This window comes from Paracoccus zhejiangensis, assembly GCF_002847445.1.
Lineage (GTDB): Bacteria > Pseudomonadota > Alphaproteobacteria > Rhodobacterales > Rhodobacteraceae > Paracoccus > Paracoccus zhejiangensis.
In genome coordinates this window covers 2,214,123-2,229,305 of sequence record NZ_CP025430.1, presented here as the reverse complement: position 1 = coordinate 2,229,305, position 15,183 = coordinate 2,214,123, and the positions used below count along the sequence as shown (strand labels likewise).

General features: G+C 67.4%; 14 protein-coding genes. 7 read left to right on the top strand and 7 right to left on the bottom strand.

The window, feature by feature from the left end:
• The gene (locus CX676_RS10810) at window positions 1-792 is read right to left on the bottom strand and encodes an alpha/beta hydrolase (RefSeq protein WP_101752621.1); all 792 of its coding nucleotides are present in this window, start codon (window positions 790-792) and stop codon (window positions 1-3) included.
• Between the two features lie 61 nt (window positions 793-853).
• On the opposite strand from CX676_RS10810, the gene kynU reads away from it, so the two are divergent.
• The 4 genes from kynU to CX676_RS10790 all read left to right on the top strand — a co-directional run bounded on the left by kynU (window position 854) and on the right by CX676_RS10790 (window position 7,371).
• Complete coding sequence (kynU, locus tag CX676_RS10805) at window positions 854-2,041, top strand: kynureninase (protein WP_101752620.1); 1,188 nt, start codon at window positions 854-856, stop codon at window positions 2,039-2,041.
• An 82-nt stretch (window positions 2,042-2,123) separates the two neighbouring features.
• Window positions 2,124-3,215 carry an efflux RND transporter periplasmic adaptor subunit gene (locus tag CX676_RS10800; protein WP_101752619.1) on the top strand — a complete coding sequence of 364 codons (1,092 nt, stop codon included), beginning with the start codon at window positions 2,124-2,126 and terminating at the stop codon, window positions 3,213-3,215.
• On the top strand, window positions 3,212-4,312 hold the full coding sequence (locus tag CX676_RS10795; protein ID WP_101752618.1) for an efflux RND transporter periplasmic adaptor subunit: 1,101 nt from the start codon (window positions 3,212-3,214) through the stop codon (window positions 4,310-4,312). Before CX676_RS10800 ends, CX676_RS10795 begins: the two co-directional genes overlap by 4 nt.
• Entirely contained in the window at window positions 4,309-7,371 is a 3,063-nt protein-coding gene (locus tag CX676_RS10790; RefSeq protein WP_101752617.1) for an efflux RND transporter permease subunit, read from the top strand. Before CX676_RS10795 ends, CX676_RS10790 begins: the two co-directional genes overlap by 4 nt.
• Window positions 7,372-7,561: 190 nt before the next feature.
• Here CX676_RS10790 and map read toward each other — a convergent pair whose 3' ends face one another.
• Window positions 7,562-8,365, bottom strand: a complete 804-nt coding sequence (map, locus tag CX676_RS10785; protein ID WP_101752616.1) for a type I methionyl aminopeptidase — start codon at window positions 8,363-8,365, stop codon at window positions 7,562-7,564.
• A gap of 103 nt (window positions 8,366-8,468) precedes the next feature.
• Here map and CX676_RS10780 point away from each other — a divergent pair, with 103 nt between their 5' ends.
• Genes CX676_RS10780 through CX676_RS10770 form a run of 3 tightly spaced genes read left to right on the top strand, consistent with a single transcriptional unit; the run spans window position 8,469 to window position 10,757 of the window.
• Window positions 8,469-9,209 carry a competence/damage-inducible protein A gene (locus tag CX676_RS10780; RefSeq protein WP_101752615.1) on the top strand — a complete coding sequence of 247 codons (741 nt, stop codon included), beginning with the start codon at window positions 8,469-8,471 and terminating at the stop codon, window positions 9,207-9,209.
• Entirely contained in the window at window positions 9,209-9,916 is a 708-nt protein-coding gene (locus CX676_RS10775; RefSeq protein ID WP_101752614.1) for a GNAT family N-acetyltransferase, read from the top strand. Before CX676_RS10780 ends, CX676_RS10775 begins: the two co-directional genes overlap by 1 nt.
• On the top strand, window positions 9,897-10,757 hold the full coding sequence (locus tag CX676_RS10770; RefSeq protein ID WP_101752613.1) for a BadF/BadG/BcrA/BcrD ATPase family protein: 861 nt from the start codon (window positions 9,897-9,899) through the stop codon (window positions 10,755-10,757). The genes CX676_RS10775 and CX676_RS10770 overlap by 20 nt, the downstream gene beginning before the upstream one ends.
• Window positions 10,758-10,775: 18 nt before the next feature.
• Here CX676_RS10770 and kynA read toward each other — a convergent pair whose 3' ends face one another.
• The 5 genes from kynA to CX676_RS10745 are packed head-to-tail and all read right to left on the bottom strand — an operon-like array spanning window position 10,776 to window position 15,142.
• The gene (gene kynA, locus CX676_RS10765; RefSeq protein ID WP_101752612.1) at window positions 10,776-11,597 is read right to left on the bottom strand and encodes a tryptophan 2,3-dioxygenase; all 822 of its coding nucleotides are present in this window, start codon (window positions 11,595-11,597) and stop codon (window positions 10,776-10,778) included.
• Complete coding sequence (locus CX676_RS10760; RefSeq protein WP_101752611.1) at window positions 11,594-13,213, bottom strand: AMP-binding protein; 1,620 nt, start codon at window positions 13,211-13,213, stop codon at window positions 11,594-11,596. Before CX676_RS10760 ends, kynA begins: the two co-directional genes overlap by 4 nt.
• A gap of 21 nt (window positions 13,214-13,234) precedes the next feature.
• On the bottom strand, window positions 13,235-13,630 hold the full coding sequence (locus tag CX676_RS10755; RefSeq protein WP_101752610.1) for a RidA family protein: 396 nt from the start codon (window positions 13,628-13,630) through the stop codon (window positions 13,235-13,237).
• Window positions 13,623-14,012 carry an acyl-CoA thioesterase gene (locus CX676_RS10750; protein ID WP_101752609.1) on the bottom strand — a complete coding sequence of 130 codons (390 nt, stop codon included), beginning with the start codon at window positions 14,010-14,012 and terminating at the stop codon, window positions 13,623-13,625. Before CX676_RS10750 ends, CX676_RS10755 begins: the two co-directional genes overlap by 8 nt.
• The gene (locus CX676_RS10745) at window positions 14,012-15,142 is read right to left on the bottom strand and encodes an acyl-CoA dehydrogenase family protein (protein WP_101752608.1); all 1,131 of its coding nucleotides are present in this window, start codon (window positions 15,140-15,142) and stop codon (window positions 14,012-14,014) included. The genes CX676_RS10750 and CX676_RS10745 overlap by 1 nt, the downstream gene beginning before the upstream one ends.
• Between the last annotated feature and the right edge of the window lie 41 nt (window positions 15,143-15,183).

The following is a 15,183-nucleotide window of genomic DNA, read 5'->3' as shown; positions in this document are numbered from 1 at the left end:
TCAACGCCCCAGCAGCGCGCGAGTCAGCGGGCTGTCCGGATCACTCAGCCCCTCGATCACGTCGAAATGGTGGCGTCCGGGATCGATGACCCAGTCGGTCGCCGCGCCAAGCCCGGCCCAGATATCTGCCAGAAGCCGCGACTGGCGCAGGAACTCGGGGCGCTCGGCCCCGCCGACCCATGCGGTGACCGGAATGCTGGGGCGGGGCGTCAGCAGCGCGGGGCTTTCCGCCATGGCCTCGGCCAGGTCCAGATGCAGCGTCGCGTTCATCGCCGTGCGCATCAGCGGGCGCAGATCGAAGAGGCCCGAGATCGGCACACAGCGCGCCACCCGCGCGGCAACCTCGTCGGGTAGGGTGCCATCGTCACAGATCATCCGCGCCGCCAGATGCCCGCCCGCCGAATGGCCGGTGAGCGCGATGGGGCCCGGAATGCGGGCGGCGGCCTCGGTCAGATCGCGGGCGACATGGGCGGTGATCTCGGCAATGCGGACCGTGGGCGTCAGCGGATAGCCGGGCAGGGCGACGGCCCAGCCCCGGGCCAGCGGACCGGCGGCAAGATGCGACCAGAAGCTGGGGTTGGAATGCAGCCAGTAGCCGCCATGAATGAAGACGGCGAGGCCCTGAGGCTCGCCTTCGGGCAGGAAAATTTGGCCCAGACCCAACGGCTCGATCCGCGCGCTGTCGCGAAAGGCCGCCGCCGCCGCCGCGAAGCGGTCGGGATAGGACTCACCCTGCGGGATATGGATCGTATTGGCATAGGCGTCGTCCCAGTCAGTGACCTGATACAGCATGATTTCTTCCCCTTTCACCCAGCAGACCCGGCTGATAGCGTCGGGTCAAGGGGGACCAGCCATGACCGACTTCAACCGCACCCGAGCGGCCTTTCACCTGCCCGAAGGGGTGACCTACCTGGATGGCAATTCGCTGGGTCCGATGCCCCTGGCCGCGCGGGATCGCGTGGCGCGGATGATGCAGGACGAATGGGCGGAAGAACTGATCCGGGGCTGGAACAGCGCCGGCTGGTATGAACAGCCCCGCCGCGTCGGTGACCGGGTGGCACGGCTGATCGGCGCGGGGCCGGGGCAGGTGGTCATGGGCGACACGCTGTCGATCAAGGTGTTTCAGGCGGTCAGCGCCGCCCGCGCGCTGCGCCCCGAGCGCCGGGTGATCCTGTCCGACAGCGGCAATTTCCCCTCGGATCTTTACGTCGCCGAAGGGCTGGCCCGCGCCGTCGGGGCCGAATTGCGGGTGGTCGAGCCCGAGGCCGTGGCCGATGCCATCGGCCCCGATCTCGCGGTGCTGATGATTACCGAGGTCGATTACCGCACCGGCCGCCGTCACGACATGGCCGGTCTGACCGCCCGCGCGCATGAGGCCGGCGCGCTGACGGTCTGGGATCTGGCGCATTCGGCGGGGGCAGTGGACGTGGACCTTTTGGGTGCAGATGCCGATTTCGCCGTCGGCTGCACCTATAAATACCTGAACGGCGGGCCGGGGGCGCCGGCCTTCATCTGGACCCATCCCCGCCATGCCGAGGCGGCCGAGCCGATCCTGCAGGGCTGGATGGGACATGCCGCGCCCTTTGCCTTTGACCTGGGCTATCGCCCCGCGTCGGGGATCGAGCGGATGCGGGTCGGCACGCCGCCGGTCATCGCCATGACCGCGCTCGACGCGGCGCTGGATGTCTGGGAGGGCGTCGCGCTGGCCGATCTGCGCGCCCGCTCGATCGAGTTGACCGAGGCCTTCATCGCCGGGGTCGAGGCGAATTGTCCGGGTGTCACGCTGAACTCGCCGCGCGATCCGGCGCTGCGCGGCTCGCAGGTGGGCTTCCGCCACCCGCAGGCCTATGCGGTGATGCAGGCGCTGATTGCCGAGGGGGTGATCGGCGATTTCCGCGCGCCCGACGTGCTGCGCTTCGGCTTCGCGCCGCTTTATAACGGGCTGGATGATGTGGCCCGCGCGGTCGATGTTCTGGCGCGGCTTCTGCGTGACGGATCATGGGACAAGCCCGAGTTTCACCGCAAGGCCGCCGTCACCTGAGCCCGTGACCTGACGTCAGTGCACCTTTCTTTTGGCGATTGAATCCGGCAAGCTGTCGGATGGTTGTTTCATGAGGCCGGCAATGACGCGCAAACTCTTGTCGACGCTACTCTTTTCCACAACGATTGCCGCTTCAGCCGGGCTGGCCGAAGAGCCCCTTGCGGTGGAATTCGTGCCGGTGCGCGGCACCGAGTTGACCTTTGACTCCTCGCTGACCGGAACGCTGGAGGCCAAGGACACGGTGGATCTCGGCTTCCGTCAGGGTGGCCGCGTCATTGAAATCATGGTGGACGAGGGCGACCGGGTCAGTGCCGGGCAGGCGCTGGCGCGGACCGATCCGGTGCAGCAGGACCAGGCGCTGTCGGTGGCCGAGGCCAGCCTTTCCGCCGCCGAGGCGACACGTGCGCAGGCCAGTCAGGCCTTTGACCGGGCGCAGGCGATGCTGGATCGCGGCGTCGGCACCCGCGCTGCCCGCGATCAGGCACAGCAGGCGTTGTCGCAGGCCGATGGCGGGGTGACCCGCTCGCAGTCGCAGGCCGATCAGGCCCGCCGCGCGGTCGAGGATACGGTGATCCGCGCACCCGAGGATTCGATCGTGACTAGGCGCAATGCCGATCCCGGCCAGATCGTCGGGGCGGCGCAGGTGGTGCTGTCGCTTGCGGTTCTGGGCGGCTTCGAGGCGGTGTTCCAGACCCCGGACATGCCCAATCTGGACAAGGCCATGGGCGCTCAGGTGGAGCTGGAACCGCTCGACGTGGATGCGCCAGACATGGTTGGCCATGTGACCGAGATCGCACCGCTCGTCGATCCGCAGACCGGCACTGTCACCGTGCGCGCCCGCGTCGATGGCGCGCCGACCGATACGCGGCTGCTCGGTGCGGCGGTGCGCGGCACTGTCAGCTTCCCCGCCGGCGCGGCGATCACCGTGCCCTGGACGGCGCTGACCCGCGACGGCGCCGCACCGGCGGTCTGGCTGATCGGCGAGGACGGGCGCGTTGCCATTCAGCCGGTCGAGATCGAACGTTTCACCAATGGCGATGTCTATCTGAAAAGCGGCATCGAGCAGGGGCAGACCGTGGTCGGCGCCGGCTCGCAGATGCTCTATCCCGGCCGAGCGGTCGTCGATGCGACGGCGGCGGTGGAAGCGGAAGCCGAAGCGGAGGCCGGTGAATGAACCCCGTTGGAACTCTGGGGCTTGCCGCCCTCTGCCTCGCGCTGGCGCCCCCTGTCCATGCGTTTGAACTGCCCTGGCAGAAGGCCGAGGAGCCGGTGGTCGAGGGGCCGCCGCGCCCGGTGGTCAGCGTCATCGTTTCGGACAGCGACATCAAGGCCCGCTCGGTCCCCGGCGTGGTGACGGCGCGCAATCAGGTGACGCTGGCCTTCCAGACGCTGGGGCGGCTGGTGCTGCGCAATGTCGAACTGGGCGATGACGTGGCCGCAGGCGATGTGCTGGCCGAACTGGACCCTGACGATCTGGCCGCCAATGTCAGCGCCGCCGGCGCCGCCGCCGAGGCGGCAGAGGTTCAGCTGTCAACGGCGCAAGCCACGGCCGAGCGGACCCGGGCGCTGGCCGATCGAAACGTTGCCTCGACCGCGCAGCTGGAACAGGCCGAACAGGCGCTGGCTGCGGCCGAGGCGGCGGTGGAACAGACCCGGTCGGAACTGATCCGGGCGCGGGATGCCGAGGGCTTCGCCCAGATGACTGCGCCCTTTGACGGTGTCATCAGCGATGTCTTTGCCAATCCCGGCGCGGTGCTGAACGCCGGCGAGCCGGTGGTGCAGCTGTCGGCCGAGGACAGCCGCGAGGCGGTGATCGACCTGCCCGAAGCGGCTTTGTCGGAACTGGATGACAGCGCCGTCTTTACCGTCTGGCAGGACGATGACCCCGACACCGAGACCCGCGCCACCGTCGACCGGATTGAGCCCTTGGCCGACAGCGCCACCCGCACCCGCCGGGTGCATCTGTCGCTGGACTCGGGTCACCATCTGCGGCTCGGCTCGCTGATCCGGGCGCGGCTGGCCGGCGAGACGGATATCGCCATGACCCTGTCCGAGCGGGCAGTCTTTGATCACGAGGGCAAGCCCCATGTCTGGCGCGTAACCCGCGAGGGCGACAGCGCCACGGTGTCCCTGACCCCGGTTGTCACCGGGGCGGCGCTGCTGGGCGAGGTCTTCATCAACGAGGGGCTGGATCAGGGCGACGAGGTTGTCGTGCGTGGCGTCCATTCGCTGAGCGAGGGTCAGCAGGTCGGCCGGAGGATCGCGCCATGAACCGCTTCAACCTGTCGGACTGGGCGCTGAGCCATCGCAGCTTTGTCTGGTTCCTGCTGATCATCTCGATGATCGCGGGCACGATCAGCTATCTCAATCTCGGCCGCGAGGAAGACCCGAACTTCACCATCAAGACGATGATCATCGGCGCGGCGCTGCCCGGCGCCACCATCGACGAGACGTTGAAGCAGGTGACCACCCGGATCGAGACCAAGCTGGAGGAGCTGGACGAGCTGAAATTCACCCGTTCGGTCACTTCGCCCGGTCAGTCGGTGGTCTATGTCGAGCTGCTGCCGACGATCCGCGGCCCGCAGGTGCCCGAGGTCTGGAAGCGGGTGCGGCAGATGATGGCGGATATCCGGCCCGAATTCCCGCAGGAATTTGCCGGCTTCCAGTTCAACGACAATTTCGGCGATGTCTACGGCAACATCTACGCCTTCACCACGGACGGGTTCAGCCAGCGCGAGCTGCGCGACCGCGTCGAGACCATCCGCAAGCAGGTGGCGGCGCTGCCGGCGGCGGGCAAGACCGAGCTTCTGGGCGTGCAGAAAGAGGAAATCTATCTCGAATTCTCGACCACGCGGCTGGCGGCGCTGGGGCTGAACCAGCAGCAGGTGATGGCGACCTTGGCCAGCCAGAACGCCATCGCGCCCTCGGGCGTGATCCAGGCCGGGCCCGAGCGGGTGCTGGTTCGCGTGGGCGGGCAGTTCGTCGATGCCGACACCATCGCGGCGGTGAACCTGCGGGTGGGCGACCGCTTCTTCAACCTGGCCGATGTCGCCACCGTGCGGCGCGGCTATCAGGACCCGCCGGAATCGCTGTTCCGCTATAACGGTCAGCCGGCCATCGGCCTGCAGATCGGCATGCGCGGCGGCGAGAACATCCAGAAATTCGGCGAGGAACTGGACGCGCTGATGCAGGGCATCGCCGCCGATCTGCCCATCGGCATCGAGATGGCGAAATTCGCCGACCAGCCGCATGTGGTGAAAGACGCGGTGGGCCATTTCATTAAGGCGCTGGCCGAGGCCGTCGGTATCGTCCTGATCGTCAGCTTCATCAGCCTTGGCGTCAGGGCCGGGCTGGTGGTGACGTTGACCATTCCGCTGGTACTGGCGATCACCTTCGTTGTCCTCGATCTTTACGGCATCACCCTGCAGCGCATCTCGCTTGGCGCGCTGATCATCGCGCTTGGACTGCTGGTCGATGACGCGATGATCGCCATCGAGACGATGATCTCGCGGCTGGAACTGGGCGAGAACCGGCGGCAGGCCGCCAGCTATGCCTGGACCTCGATTGCCTTCCCGATGCTTTCGGGCACGCTGGTCACGGTCGCGGGGTTCATTCCCATCGGGCTGAACAGCTCGGCCGCCGGCGAGTTCACCTTCTCGCTGTTCGTGGTCATCGCGGTCTCGCTGCTGGTCTCGTGGATCGTCGCGGTGCTGTTCGCGCCGATCCTCGGCGTCACCTTCCTGCCCAAGACGCTCCATCACGACACCGCCCGCGCGGGCCTGCTCAGGCGCGGCTTCCGCCGGCTGCTGCTTCTGGCGATGCGCTTCAAATGGCTGACCATTGCCCTGACCTTCGCCCTTTTCGCTTTCTCGGTCTGGAGCATGCGTTTTGTCGAGCAGCAGTTCTTCCCGACCTCGGACCGGACCGAGGTGATCGTCGATATCGGCGAGCGGCAGAACGCCTCGATCGCCAAGACCCGCGCCGATATGGACCTCTTGGAATCGCATCTGCAGGGCGACGAGGACGCGCTGTTCTGGACCTCCTATGTCGGGCGCGGCGCGCCGCGTTTCGTGCTGTCGATGGACGTACCGACCGCCGGGCCGCATATGGGCCAGATCGTCATCCAGACCCCGAACCTCGAGGCGCGAGACCGGCTGAAGGCCAAGCTGAACAGGATCGCGTCCAGCGATCTGGTCGGCACCGATGTCTATGTGAAGAATCTCGAGATCGGACCGCCGGTCGGCAAGCCGGTGCAGTATCGCGTCAGCTCGCCCGATATCGACGAGGCGCGCGATGCCGCGCGTGGGCTGGCTGCCGTTCTGGCGACCGAGCCGCGGCTGCAGGGGATCGCGCTCGACTGGAACGAGCCGGCGCGGGTGGTGCGGCTGATCGTCAATCAGGACAAGGCCCGGCAATTGGGCGTGACCAGTCAGGACATTGCCGGCGCGCTGCAGGCGCTGTTCTCGGGCCAGACCGTCACCCAGCTGCGCGACGATATCTTCCTGATCGACATCATCGCGCGGGGCGACGAAGAGGACCGCGGTTCGCTCGATTCGATCCGCAACCTGCAACTGGCGACGGGGGCGGGGGCGCATATCCCGCTGGCGACACTGGCGACGCTCGAATACGAAACCGAACAGCCGCTGATCATGCAGCGCGACGGGATGCCCACGGTCACGGTGAAGGCCGCGATCTCGACCAAGGACCAGCCCGCCACGCTGGTCGACGCACTGGCGGGACGGGTGGCCGAATATCAGGCCGGGCTGCCGGCTCAGGTCAAGGTGGTGGTCGGCGGCACAGTCGAGACCTCGGGTGAAAGCCAGGAACCGATTGCCGCCGTCGTGCCGGTGATGATCCTGATCATGGCGCTGCTGGTCATGGCGCAGATGCAGAGCTTCCGCCTGTCGCTGATCGTCTTTGCCGCTGCACCCTTGGGCCTGATCGGCGTGGTGGCGGTGCTGGTGCCCTTCGGTGTGCCGATGGGCTTCGTGGCGATCCTGGGGATCCTGGCGCTGATCGGCATCCTGATCCGCAACTCGATCATCCTTGTCCACGAGGTTCAGGCGCTCTTGGCCAAGGGGATGACCGCGTGGGAAGCTGTCTACGAGGGGGCCGACAGCCGCGCCCGGCCGATCCTTCTGACGGCGGCGGCGGCCTCGCTGGCGCTCATCCCGATCTCGCGTCAGGTCTTCTGGGGGCCGATGGCCTTCTCGATGATGGGCGGGATCATTGCCGGCACGCTGGTCACGCTGGTCTTCGTCCCGGCGCTTTACTGCGCGGTCTTTGGGGTGAAGCCGCCGAAGGGCGAACCTGCGACCACTGACGTCTGATCCGCAGACCCGGCCCGGGAGCAAGGGCGAAGCCCGCCCGGGCCAGCGCCTGCCCGTCCCGGCGGGCTGGCGCTTTGGTCACGCTGGTCCCGCGTTCAGGCAAAAGAGGGGCTTGGCACCATAAAGCGCCTCGGCGCAGCGTGGCGGCGCCATCCCACGGTCCGGCGCTGGCCCTCCGCCGCGCTTGGCCTCACCCCATCTCGGGGAAGAACTTGTTGCCGGGCGAGAGGGTGAAGATCTCGAACCCCGTCGCGGTCACGCCGATCGAATGCTCGAACTGCGCCGACAGCGACTTGTCGCGGGTGACGGCGGTCCAGTCATCGGCGAGGATCTTGGTGTCGGGGCGGCCCAGGTTGATCATCGGCTCGATGGTGAAGAACATGCCCTCTTCCAGCGTCGGGCCTTTGCCGGCACGTCCGAAATGCAGCACGTTCGGCGGCGCGTGGAACACCCGGCCAAGTCCGTGACCGCAGAAATCGCGCACCACCGACATGCGGTGCTTCTCGGCATGGGCCTGGATCGCGGCGCCGATATCGCCGAAGGTATTGCCGGGCTTCACCGCCTCGATCCCGTACATCAGCGAATCATGCGTGACCTGGATCAGCCGCTGTGCCTTGATCGGCGCGCGGCCGGCCACATACATGCGGCTCGAATCGCCATACCAGCCATCGATGATGACCGTCACGTCGATGTTCAGGATATCGCCATCCGCCAGCACCTTCTCGCCGGGGATGCCGTGGCAGACGACATGGTTCACGCTGATGCAGCTGGCGTGCTGATAGCCGCGATAGCCGATTGTGGCGCTGACCGCGCCTTCCGCTTCCACCCGGTTGCGGATGAAATCGTCCAGCACGCCGGTGGTCACCCCCGGCTCGACCAATGCGCCGACCTCGTCAAGGATCTGCGCCGCCAGCCGGCCTGCCTTGTGCATGCCGGCGAAATCCTCGGCAAGGTGGATGCGGATACCCTCGCGGGTGATGCGTCCTTCGTTCATCGCTCAAACCTTTCGCTTCATGCCTAGATAGCGATGCAAGGCGGGTTGTTCCAGCCCTGCGGCCCGGCGTAAAAGACCCCAGAGCCATGCCAAGGAGCCGAGGATGCAATCCGACAATCCCACAGCCGCAATTCTGGTCATCGGCGACGAGATCCTGTCGGGCCGCACGCGCGAGGGCAATGCCCATCATCTGGCGCAGGTCTTGAACGCCACCGGCTTCGATCTGCGCGAGATCCGGGTGGTCTCGGACAATCAGGACCAGATCGTGGCGGCGGTGCGCGCCTTGGACAGCAGCCTTGGCGGCACCTATGATCTTCTGTTCACATCGGGAGGCATCGGCCCGACCCATGATGACATCACCGCCGATGCGGTGGCCGCCGCCCATGGCACCACGGTCGAGGTCAGCCCGGATGCCCGGGCGCTGTTGCAGGCCCGTTGCGACCGCATGGGGGTAGAGCTGACCCCGAACCGCCTGCGCATGGCCCGCATCCCGGTCGGTGCCACGCTGATCGACAATGCCGTCTCTGCCGCGCCGGGCTTTTCCATCGGGCATACGCATGTCATGGCCGGCGTGCCGGAAGTGTTCCGCGCCATGGTCGACTGGCTGATCCCGCGCCTTGCCGGTGGCCGGCCGGTGCAATCGCTTTCGGTCGAGGTGCGTCGCGGGGAAAGCGACGTGGCCGAAGGGCTGACCGAGATCGCGGCGGCCTTCCCCGATCTCTCGCTCGGCTCCTATCCGTTCCGCGACCATGATGTCTGGGGCACGCATCTGGTGGTGCGCGGCCTCGATGGCGCGCGGGTGGCCGAGGCCATGGGGGCGCTGAAACAGCGGCTGTCGCTGTGATGGACGCCGGTCTGTCCGAGGCTTTCGAGGCCACCTGGCCCGCCGAGGATTATGCCGATGCCGGCGGTTTCCGTATCGGTCGCGCGCCGGGGGCCGGCGGGCGGGTGAACTCGGCCCGTGCGGCGGGCGTGTGGTCCGACGCCGATGTCGACGCCGCCATTGCCGTCATGCGCGGCTGGGGCCAGCCGCTGGTTTTTCGCGTGCTCGATGGCGATGAGCGTCTGCAAGACGCGCTGACGGCGCGCGGTTTCCGGCGCGAGAACCCTACGGCGATCATGGCCGCGCCGATCGCCCGGCTGACCGATCGCGAGCTGCCGCCGGTCACCGCCTTCGCCATCTGGCCGCCCATGGCGATCCAGCGCGACATCTGGGCGGCGGGCAATATCAAGGCCGCGCGTCAGCAGGTAATGCTGCGCGTGCCCGAGCCCCGGACATCGATCCTCGGCCGGATCAAGGACCGGGCGGCGGGGGCGGGCTTCGCGGCGATCCATGGCGATGTGGCGATGGTCCATGCGCTCGAGGTGCTGCCCGACTGGCGGCGGCTGGGGCTCGCCGGCTGGATGATGCGGCAGGCGGCCTTCTGGGCGGCCGAACACGGCGCGGCCCGGATCGGGCTGGCGGTCAGCCGGGCGAATGCGGGCGCCGTGGCGCTATACCGCGCGATGGGTTTCGACGAGATCGCGGGCTATGCCTATTACGAAGCCTGAGCCCGCCCTGTTCGCGCTGGCCCTCGATGGCGGCGGCTCGGGCTGCCGGGCGCTGCTGGTCGATCCGGCGGGGCAGGTCATCGGACGCGGCGAGGGCGGGCCGGCCAATGTGAATTCCGACCGGCAAGGGGCGCTGACGGCGATCCTCGCGGCCTGCGATCAGGCGCTGGCGGGTCGTGCCGAACCGGGTCAGGTCGCCGCCGTGCTGGGTCTGGCGGGCGCGGAAGTTTCGGGCGCGCGCGACTGGCTGACTCCGCATTTGCCCTTCGCCCGGGTCAGGGTGGTGCAGGATGCGGTGACGGCGACCATGGGGGCGCTTGGCGGAGCGGACGGGATCGTCGCGGCCATCGGAACCGGCTCGGTCTTTTCGCGGCAGATCGGCGGCGAGACCACCGTGATTGGCGGGCGCGGGCCGATCCTTGGCGATCAGGCCAGCGGCAACTGGTTGGGGCGGCAACTGCTGGCCCATGCGCTCGAGGCGGCCGACGGGTTGCATCCGGTCACGCCGCTTGTCGCCGATCTGCTTGCACAGATGGGCGGCATCAGTGGCATCATCACCTTCGCCGCCAGTGCCCGCGCCGCCGATTTCGCCACCCATGCGCCGATGCTGATGGAACGCGCCGACGATCCCGCCGCGCTGACGGTTCTGAGCCGGGCCGATGCGGGCATCGCCGCTTTCATCGACCGGTTGCAGCCCGAAGTGCCGCTGCCCGTCGCCTTCAGCGGTGGCCTTGGCGCGGGTTTCGCCAGACGGCTGGCCGGGCGCTGGACGATCCTCGATCCCAAGGGCAGCCCGCTCGATGGCGCGCTCAGAATGGCGCGGGATCTGGCCGGTCACTAGACCCCTGCCTGTCCGGCCTCACAGGTCCGTCCGCAATTCCCAAAGATCGGGGAACAGCACCACATCCAGCATCCGCCGCAGATAGCTGACCCCCGAGGTGCCGCCCGAGCCGCGCTTGAAGCCGATGATGCGCTCGACCGTGGTGACATGGTTGAAGCGCCAGCGGCGGAAGTAATCCTCGAAATCCACCAGCTTCTCGGCCAGCTCGTAAAGCTCCCAATATGTGCCGGGATTGCGATAGACCTCGGCCCAAGCTGCGCGGGCCCTGGGGTCGGGCTGGTGCGGCTGGTCCAGCCTCTCGCGCGGCGGCACGTCGAAGCCCGCCGCCGCCAGCCGCGCCAGAACGGTGTCGTAGAGGGATGGCCGCGCCACTTCCGCCAGCAACGGCGCGACCAGCTCGGGCCGATGCTCGTGCGGGCGGACCATCGCCATGTTGCGGTTGCCGGCGACGAATTCGATCATCCGGTATTGCTGCGACTGGAAGCCGCTGCTTTCGCCAAGGGATTGCCGGAACTCGGTATATTCGCTGGGGGTCATGGTGCGCAGCACATCCCATGCGGAATTCAGCTGCTCCATGATCCGGGCCACGCGGGTCAGCATCTTGAAGGCCGGTTGCAGGTCGCCCGCCGCGATCCGGCTGCGCGCCGCGCCCATCTCGTGCAGCGCCAGCTTCATCCAGAGCTCGCTGGTCTGGTGCTGGACGATGAACAGCATCTCGTCATGGGCCTGCGACAGCGGGTGCTGCGCAGTCAGGATGGCATCAAGCCCCAGGTAATCGCCATAGGACATGCGGTCCCTGAAGGACATGCGGGCGCCTTCGCCCTCGGGGTCATAGCTCATGATTTCAACCTGAATCGCTGGATCTTGCCGGTCTGGGTCTTGGGCAGGGCGTCGGTAAAGAGCAGGCTGCGCGGATATTTGTAGGGCGCGATCACGGCCTTGCAATGCGCCTGCAGCCGCTGCCGCGTGGCCTCGTCGGGCGCGACCCCTTGCGCCAGCACCACATGCGCCTGAACGATCTGGCCGCGATCCTCGTCCGCCACGCCGATGACCGCGCATTCCAGCACGTCGTCATGCGCCAGAAGCGCGGCCTCGACATCCGGCCCGGCGATGTTGTAGCCGCCCGACAGGATGATGTCGTCCGAGCGCGCGGCGAAATGGAAACGCCCGTCCTCGTCCTGCCAGAAGGTGTCGCCGGTGATGTTCCAGCCGTTCTGAACATACTCGCCCTGCCGCGCGTCGTTCAGATAGCGGCAGCCGGTCGGCCCTATCACCGCCAGCCGCCCCGGCTCGCCCTGCGGCAGGTCGCGGCCCGCCTCGTCGACGATCTTGGCGCGATAGCCGCCGACCGGGCGGCCGGTGCAGCCGGGATAGCTGTCATCGAAGCGGTTGGTGATGAAGATATGCAGCAGTTCGGTCGAGCCGATCCCGTCCAGCATCGGCTTGCCGGTCTTCTGCCGCCACTCCTCCCAGACCGGGGCCGGCAGGGTCTCGCCGGCGCTGACTGCGGCGCGCAGGCTGCTGAGGTCCGCGCCTTCCTCCATCGCCCTGAGCATCACCCGGTAAGCGGTCGGCGCGGTGAAGCAGATGGTTGCCCGGTGGTTCTGGATGATCTCGATCATGTTCGGCGGCGAGGCGTTTTCCAACAGCACCGCCGAGGCCCCGAAGCGCAGCGGAAACACCGCCATGCCGCCCAGCCCGAAGGTGAAGGCCAGGGGCGGGCTGCCCACAAAGACATCATCGGGCCGGACCGCCAGCACCTCCTTGGCATAGCCATCGGCGATGATCAGCAGGTCACGGTGGAAATGCATCGTGGCCTTGGGCTCACCCGTGGTGCCGCTGGTGAACCCCAGCAGCGCCACATCGTCGCGCCCGGTCCTGACCGCGTCAAAGCGCACCGACTTGGTCAGTGCCGCCCGGTCCAGTTCAGCATCGTGATTGGCGGTGCCATCGAAGCCCACCACGGTCTTGAGGAAGGCTGAATCCTTGGCCGCCGCCACCAGCTCGTCCATCAGCCGCGTGTCGCACAACGCATGGGTCACCTCGGCCTTGTCGATGATCTTGCCCAGCTCGCCCGCGCGCAGCATCGGCATGGTATTGACCACCACCGCCCCCGCCTTGGTCGCCGCCAGCCAGCAGGCCACCATCGCCGGGTTGTTGGCGGAACGGATCAGCACCCGGTTGCCGGGTTTCACCCCGTAATCCTCGACAAGCGCATGAGCCAGCCGGTTGGTCCAGTCGGTCAGTTCCTTGTAGGTGCGCGCCCGGCCATTGCCGATCAGCGCGTTGCGGTCGCCAAAGCCGTGATCGACCATGCGATCGGTCAGTTCGGCGCCGATGTTCAGCCAGTCGGGATAGTCAAAGCCCGACAAATCGATTTGCGGCCAGTCGGCGGCGGGCGGCAGGTTGTCGCGCGCGAAGCTGTCCTGATGCCCGCTTGGTCCCAGATGTTGCATCTCTTGCTCCTCCCAAAGCGGTCAGTCGGGGATGACGGCGGTGGCCTCGATCTCGACCTTGGCGCGGTCCTCGACCAATGCTGCCACCTGAACCAGCGCCATGGCCGGATAATGCCGCCCGATTACCTCGCGATAGGCCGCGCCCACCTCGCGCAGCGCACCGAGATAGTCGCGCTTGTCCGTGACATACCAGGTCAGCCGCACCAGATGCTGCGGCCCGGCCCCGCCCTCGGCCAGCACGGCCACGATGTTCTCCAGCACCTGCCGCACCTGCAGGGCGAAATCATCGGTCAGGAATTGCTGGTCGGCATCCCATCCGACCAGCCCGCCGGTAAAGATCATCCGCCCACGGGCCGAAATGCCATTGGCATAGCCCACGGCGCGCTTCCAGTTGGCGGGGTGCAGGGCATCATGCATGATAGGCCTCCAGTTTCGCCCGGAACGCCTCGGGCCAGGGCGAGGGGGTGAAGTCGCGTTCCATCCACACGACTGTGCTGCGCGCCTCGATCCGGTCTTCGGCCCGGACCAGAAAGCGCGCGCTGCTGCGACCCAGATGCTCGACCGCCAGCGTCCAGTTGAGCCGGTCGCCAAGCCGCGAGGGCTTGCGGAAATCGACCTCCAGCCGGGCGGTGGGCATCCCCTGACCTGCCGCCATCATCTCGGCAAAGGAATAGCCGAGCACATCGATGAAATAATTTTCTACCATGTGATTCACCATCTCGGCATAGCGCGGATAGAAGACGATCCCCGCCGGGTCGCAATGGCAGAATTCGATTGGGATGGTGCGGGTATAGATCATCAGTCTCCCCCTAATACGGAACGGGCGATGACCAGCCTCTGCACGTCACTGGCCCCTTCATAGATGCGCAAGGCCCGGATCTCGCGGTAGAGGCTTTCAACTGCCATGCCGACCCGGACGCCATCGCCACCGAACAGCTGCAGCGCCTGATCGATCACCTCTTGTGCGGCTTCGGTGGCATAAAGCTTGGCCATCGCCGCCTCGCGGGTGATGCGCGGCGCGCCCTGATCCTTGGCCCATGCGGCGCGATAGACCAAGAGCGCCGCGGCATCGACCTTCAGCGCCATCTCGGCGATATGGCCCTGAACCATCTGCAGCTCGGCCATCGGCGCGCCGAAAAGCTGTCTCTCGCGTACCCGCGCCAGCGCCTCGTCGAGCGCGCGACGGGCAAAGCCCAGGGCGGCGGCGCCGACGGTCGGGCGGAAATGATCCAGAACCGTCATGGCGACGCGGAAGCCGCCCCCTGCCGTGCCGATCAGCGCGGTTTCGGGAAGGCGCAGATTGGTCAGCCGCAGATGCGCCAAGGGATGCGGTGCCATGACCTCGATGCGGCCCACCACTTCCAGCCCCGGCGTGTCGGCGGGCAGCAGGAAGGCCGACAGGCCCTTGGCCCCCGGCGCCTCGCCGGTGCGGGCGAAGATCACGTAGAGATCGGCGATGCCGCCGTTGGAGATATAGGTCTTTTCGCCGTTCAACACCCAGTCGCCACCGTCGCGGACAGCCGTGGTTGCAGTCCGCGCCACGTCCGAGCCCGATCCCGGCTCGGTCAGCGCGAAGGCCGAGATCGCCTCGCCCGCCCGGGTCCGGTCGAGCCATTGCCGTTGCCCGGGCGTGCCGAACAACGTCACTGCCCCCATGCCCAGCCCCTGCATGGCAAAGGCGAAATCCGCCAGCCCGTCATGGCGCGCCAGCGTCTCGCGGATCAGGCAGAGGCTGCGGATGTCCAGCGCCTCACCGCCCGAGTGCTTCAGCCAGCCGCCCGCGCCAAGCGCCTGCACCAGCCCGCGGCAGGCCGCATCGACATCGCCATGGTCGACCGGCAGATTGGCCGAGGCCCACGCCTCCAGCCCCGCCGCCAATTCGCGATGGCGGTCCTCGAAAAATGGCCAGTCCAGAAAGCTTCTATCCATTCACCTGGTCCAAATATCCTCTGGGGGTGCGGGGGGCGAAG

What these genes read in the sequence shown, in the direction of transcription:
- CX676_RS10750 (WP_101752609.1), bottom strand. Translation starts at nt 14,012, where the DNA reads ATGATCTATACCCGCACCATCCCAATCGAATTCTGCCATTGCGACCCG.
- CX676_RS10800 (WP_101752619.1), top strand. Translation starts at nt 2,124, where the DNA reads ATGACGCGCAAACTCTTGTCGACGCTACTCTTTTCCACAACGATTGCC.
- CX676_RS10755 (WP_101752610.1), bottom strand. Translation starts at nt 13,630, where the DNA reads ATGCATGATGCCCTGCACCCCGCCAACTGGAAGCGCGCCGTGGGCTAT.
- kynA (WP_101752612.1), bottom strand. Translation starts at nt 11,597, where the DNA reads ATGAGCTATGACCCCGAGGGCGAAGGCGCCCGCATGTCCTTCAGGGAC.
- CX676_RS10745 (WP_101752608.1), bottom strand. Translation starts at nt 15,142, where the DNA reads ATGGATAGAAGCTTTCTGGACTGGCCATTTTTCGAGGACCGCCATCGC.
- CX676_RS10790 (WP_101752617.1), top strand. Translation starts at nt 4,309, where the DNA reads ATGAACCGCTTCAACCTGTCGGACTGGGCGCTGAGCCATCGCAGCTTT.
- CX676_RS10780 (WP_101752615.1), top strand. Translation starts at nt 8,469, where the DNA reads ATGCAATCCGACAATCCCACAGCCGCAATTCTGGTCATCGGCGACGAG.
- CX676_RS10770 (WP_101752613.1), top strand. Translation starts at nt 9,897, where the DNA reads ATGCCTATTACGAAGCCTGAGCCCGCCCTGTTCGCGCTGGCCCTCGAT.
- CX676_RS10760 (WP_101752611.1), bottom strand. Translation starts at nt 13,213, where the DNA reads ATGCAACATCTGGGACCAAGCGGGCATCAGGACAGCTTCGCGCGCGAC.
- kynU (WP_101752620.1), top strand. Translation starts at nt 854, where the DNA reads ATGACCGACTTCAACCGCACCCGAGCGGCCTTTCACCTGCCCGAAGGG.
- map (WP_101752616.1), bottom strand. Translation starts at nt 8,365, where the DNA reads ATGAACGAAGGACGCATCACCCGCGAGGGTATCCGCATCCACCTTGCC.
- CX676_RS10775 (WP_101752614.1), top strand. Translation starts at nt 9,209, where the DNA reads ATGGACGCCGGTCTGTCCGAGGCTTTCGAGGCCACCTGGCCCGCCGAG.
- CX676_RS10810 (WP_101752621.1), bottom strand. Translation starts at nt 792, where the DNA reads ATGCTGTATCAGGTCACTGACTGGGACGACGCCTATGCCAATACGATC.
- CX676_RS10795 (WP_101752618.1), top strand. Translation starts at nt 3,212, where the DNA reads ATGAACCCCGTTGGAACTCTGGGGCTTGCCGCCCTCTGCCTCGCGCTG.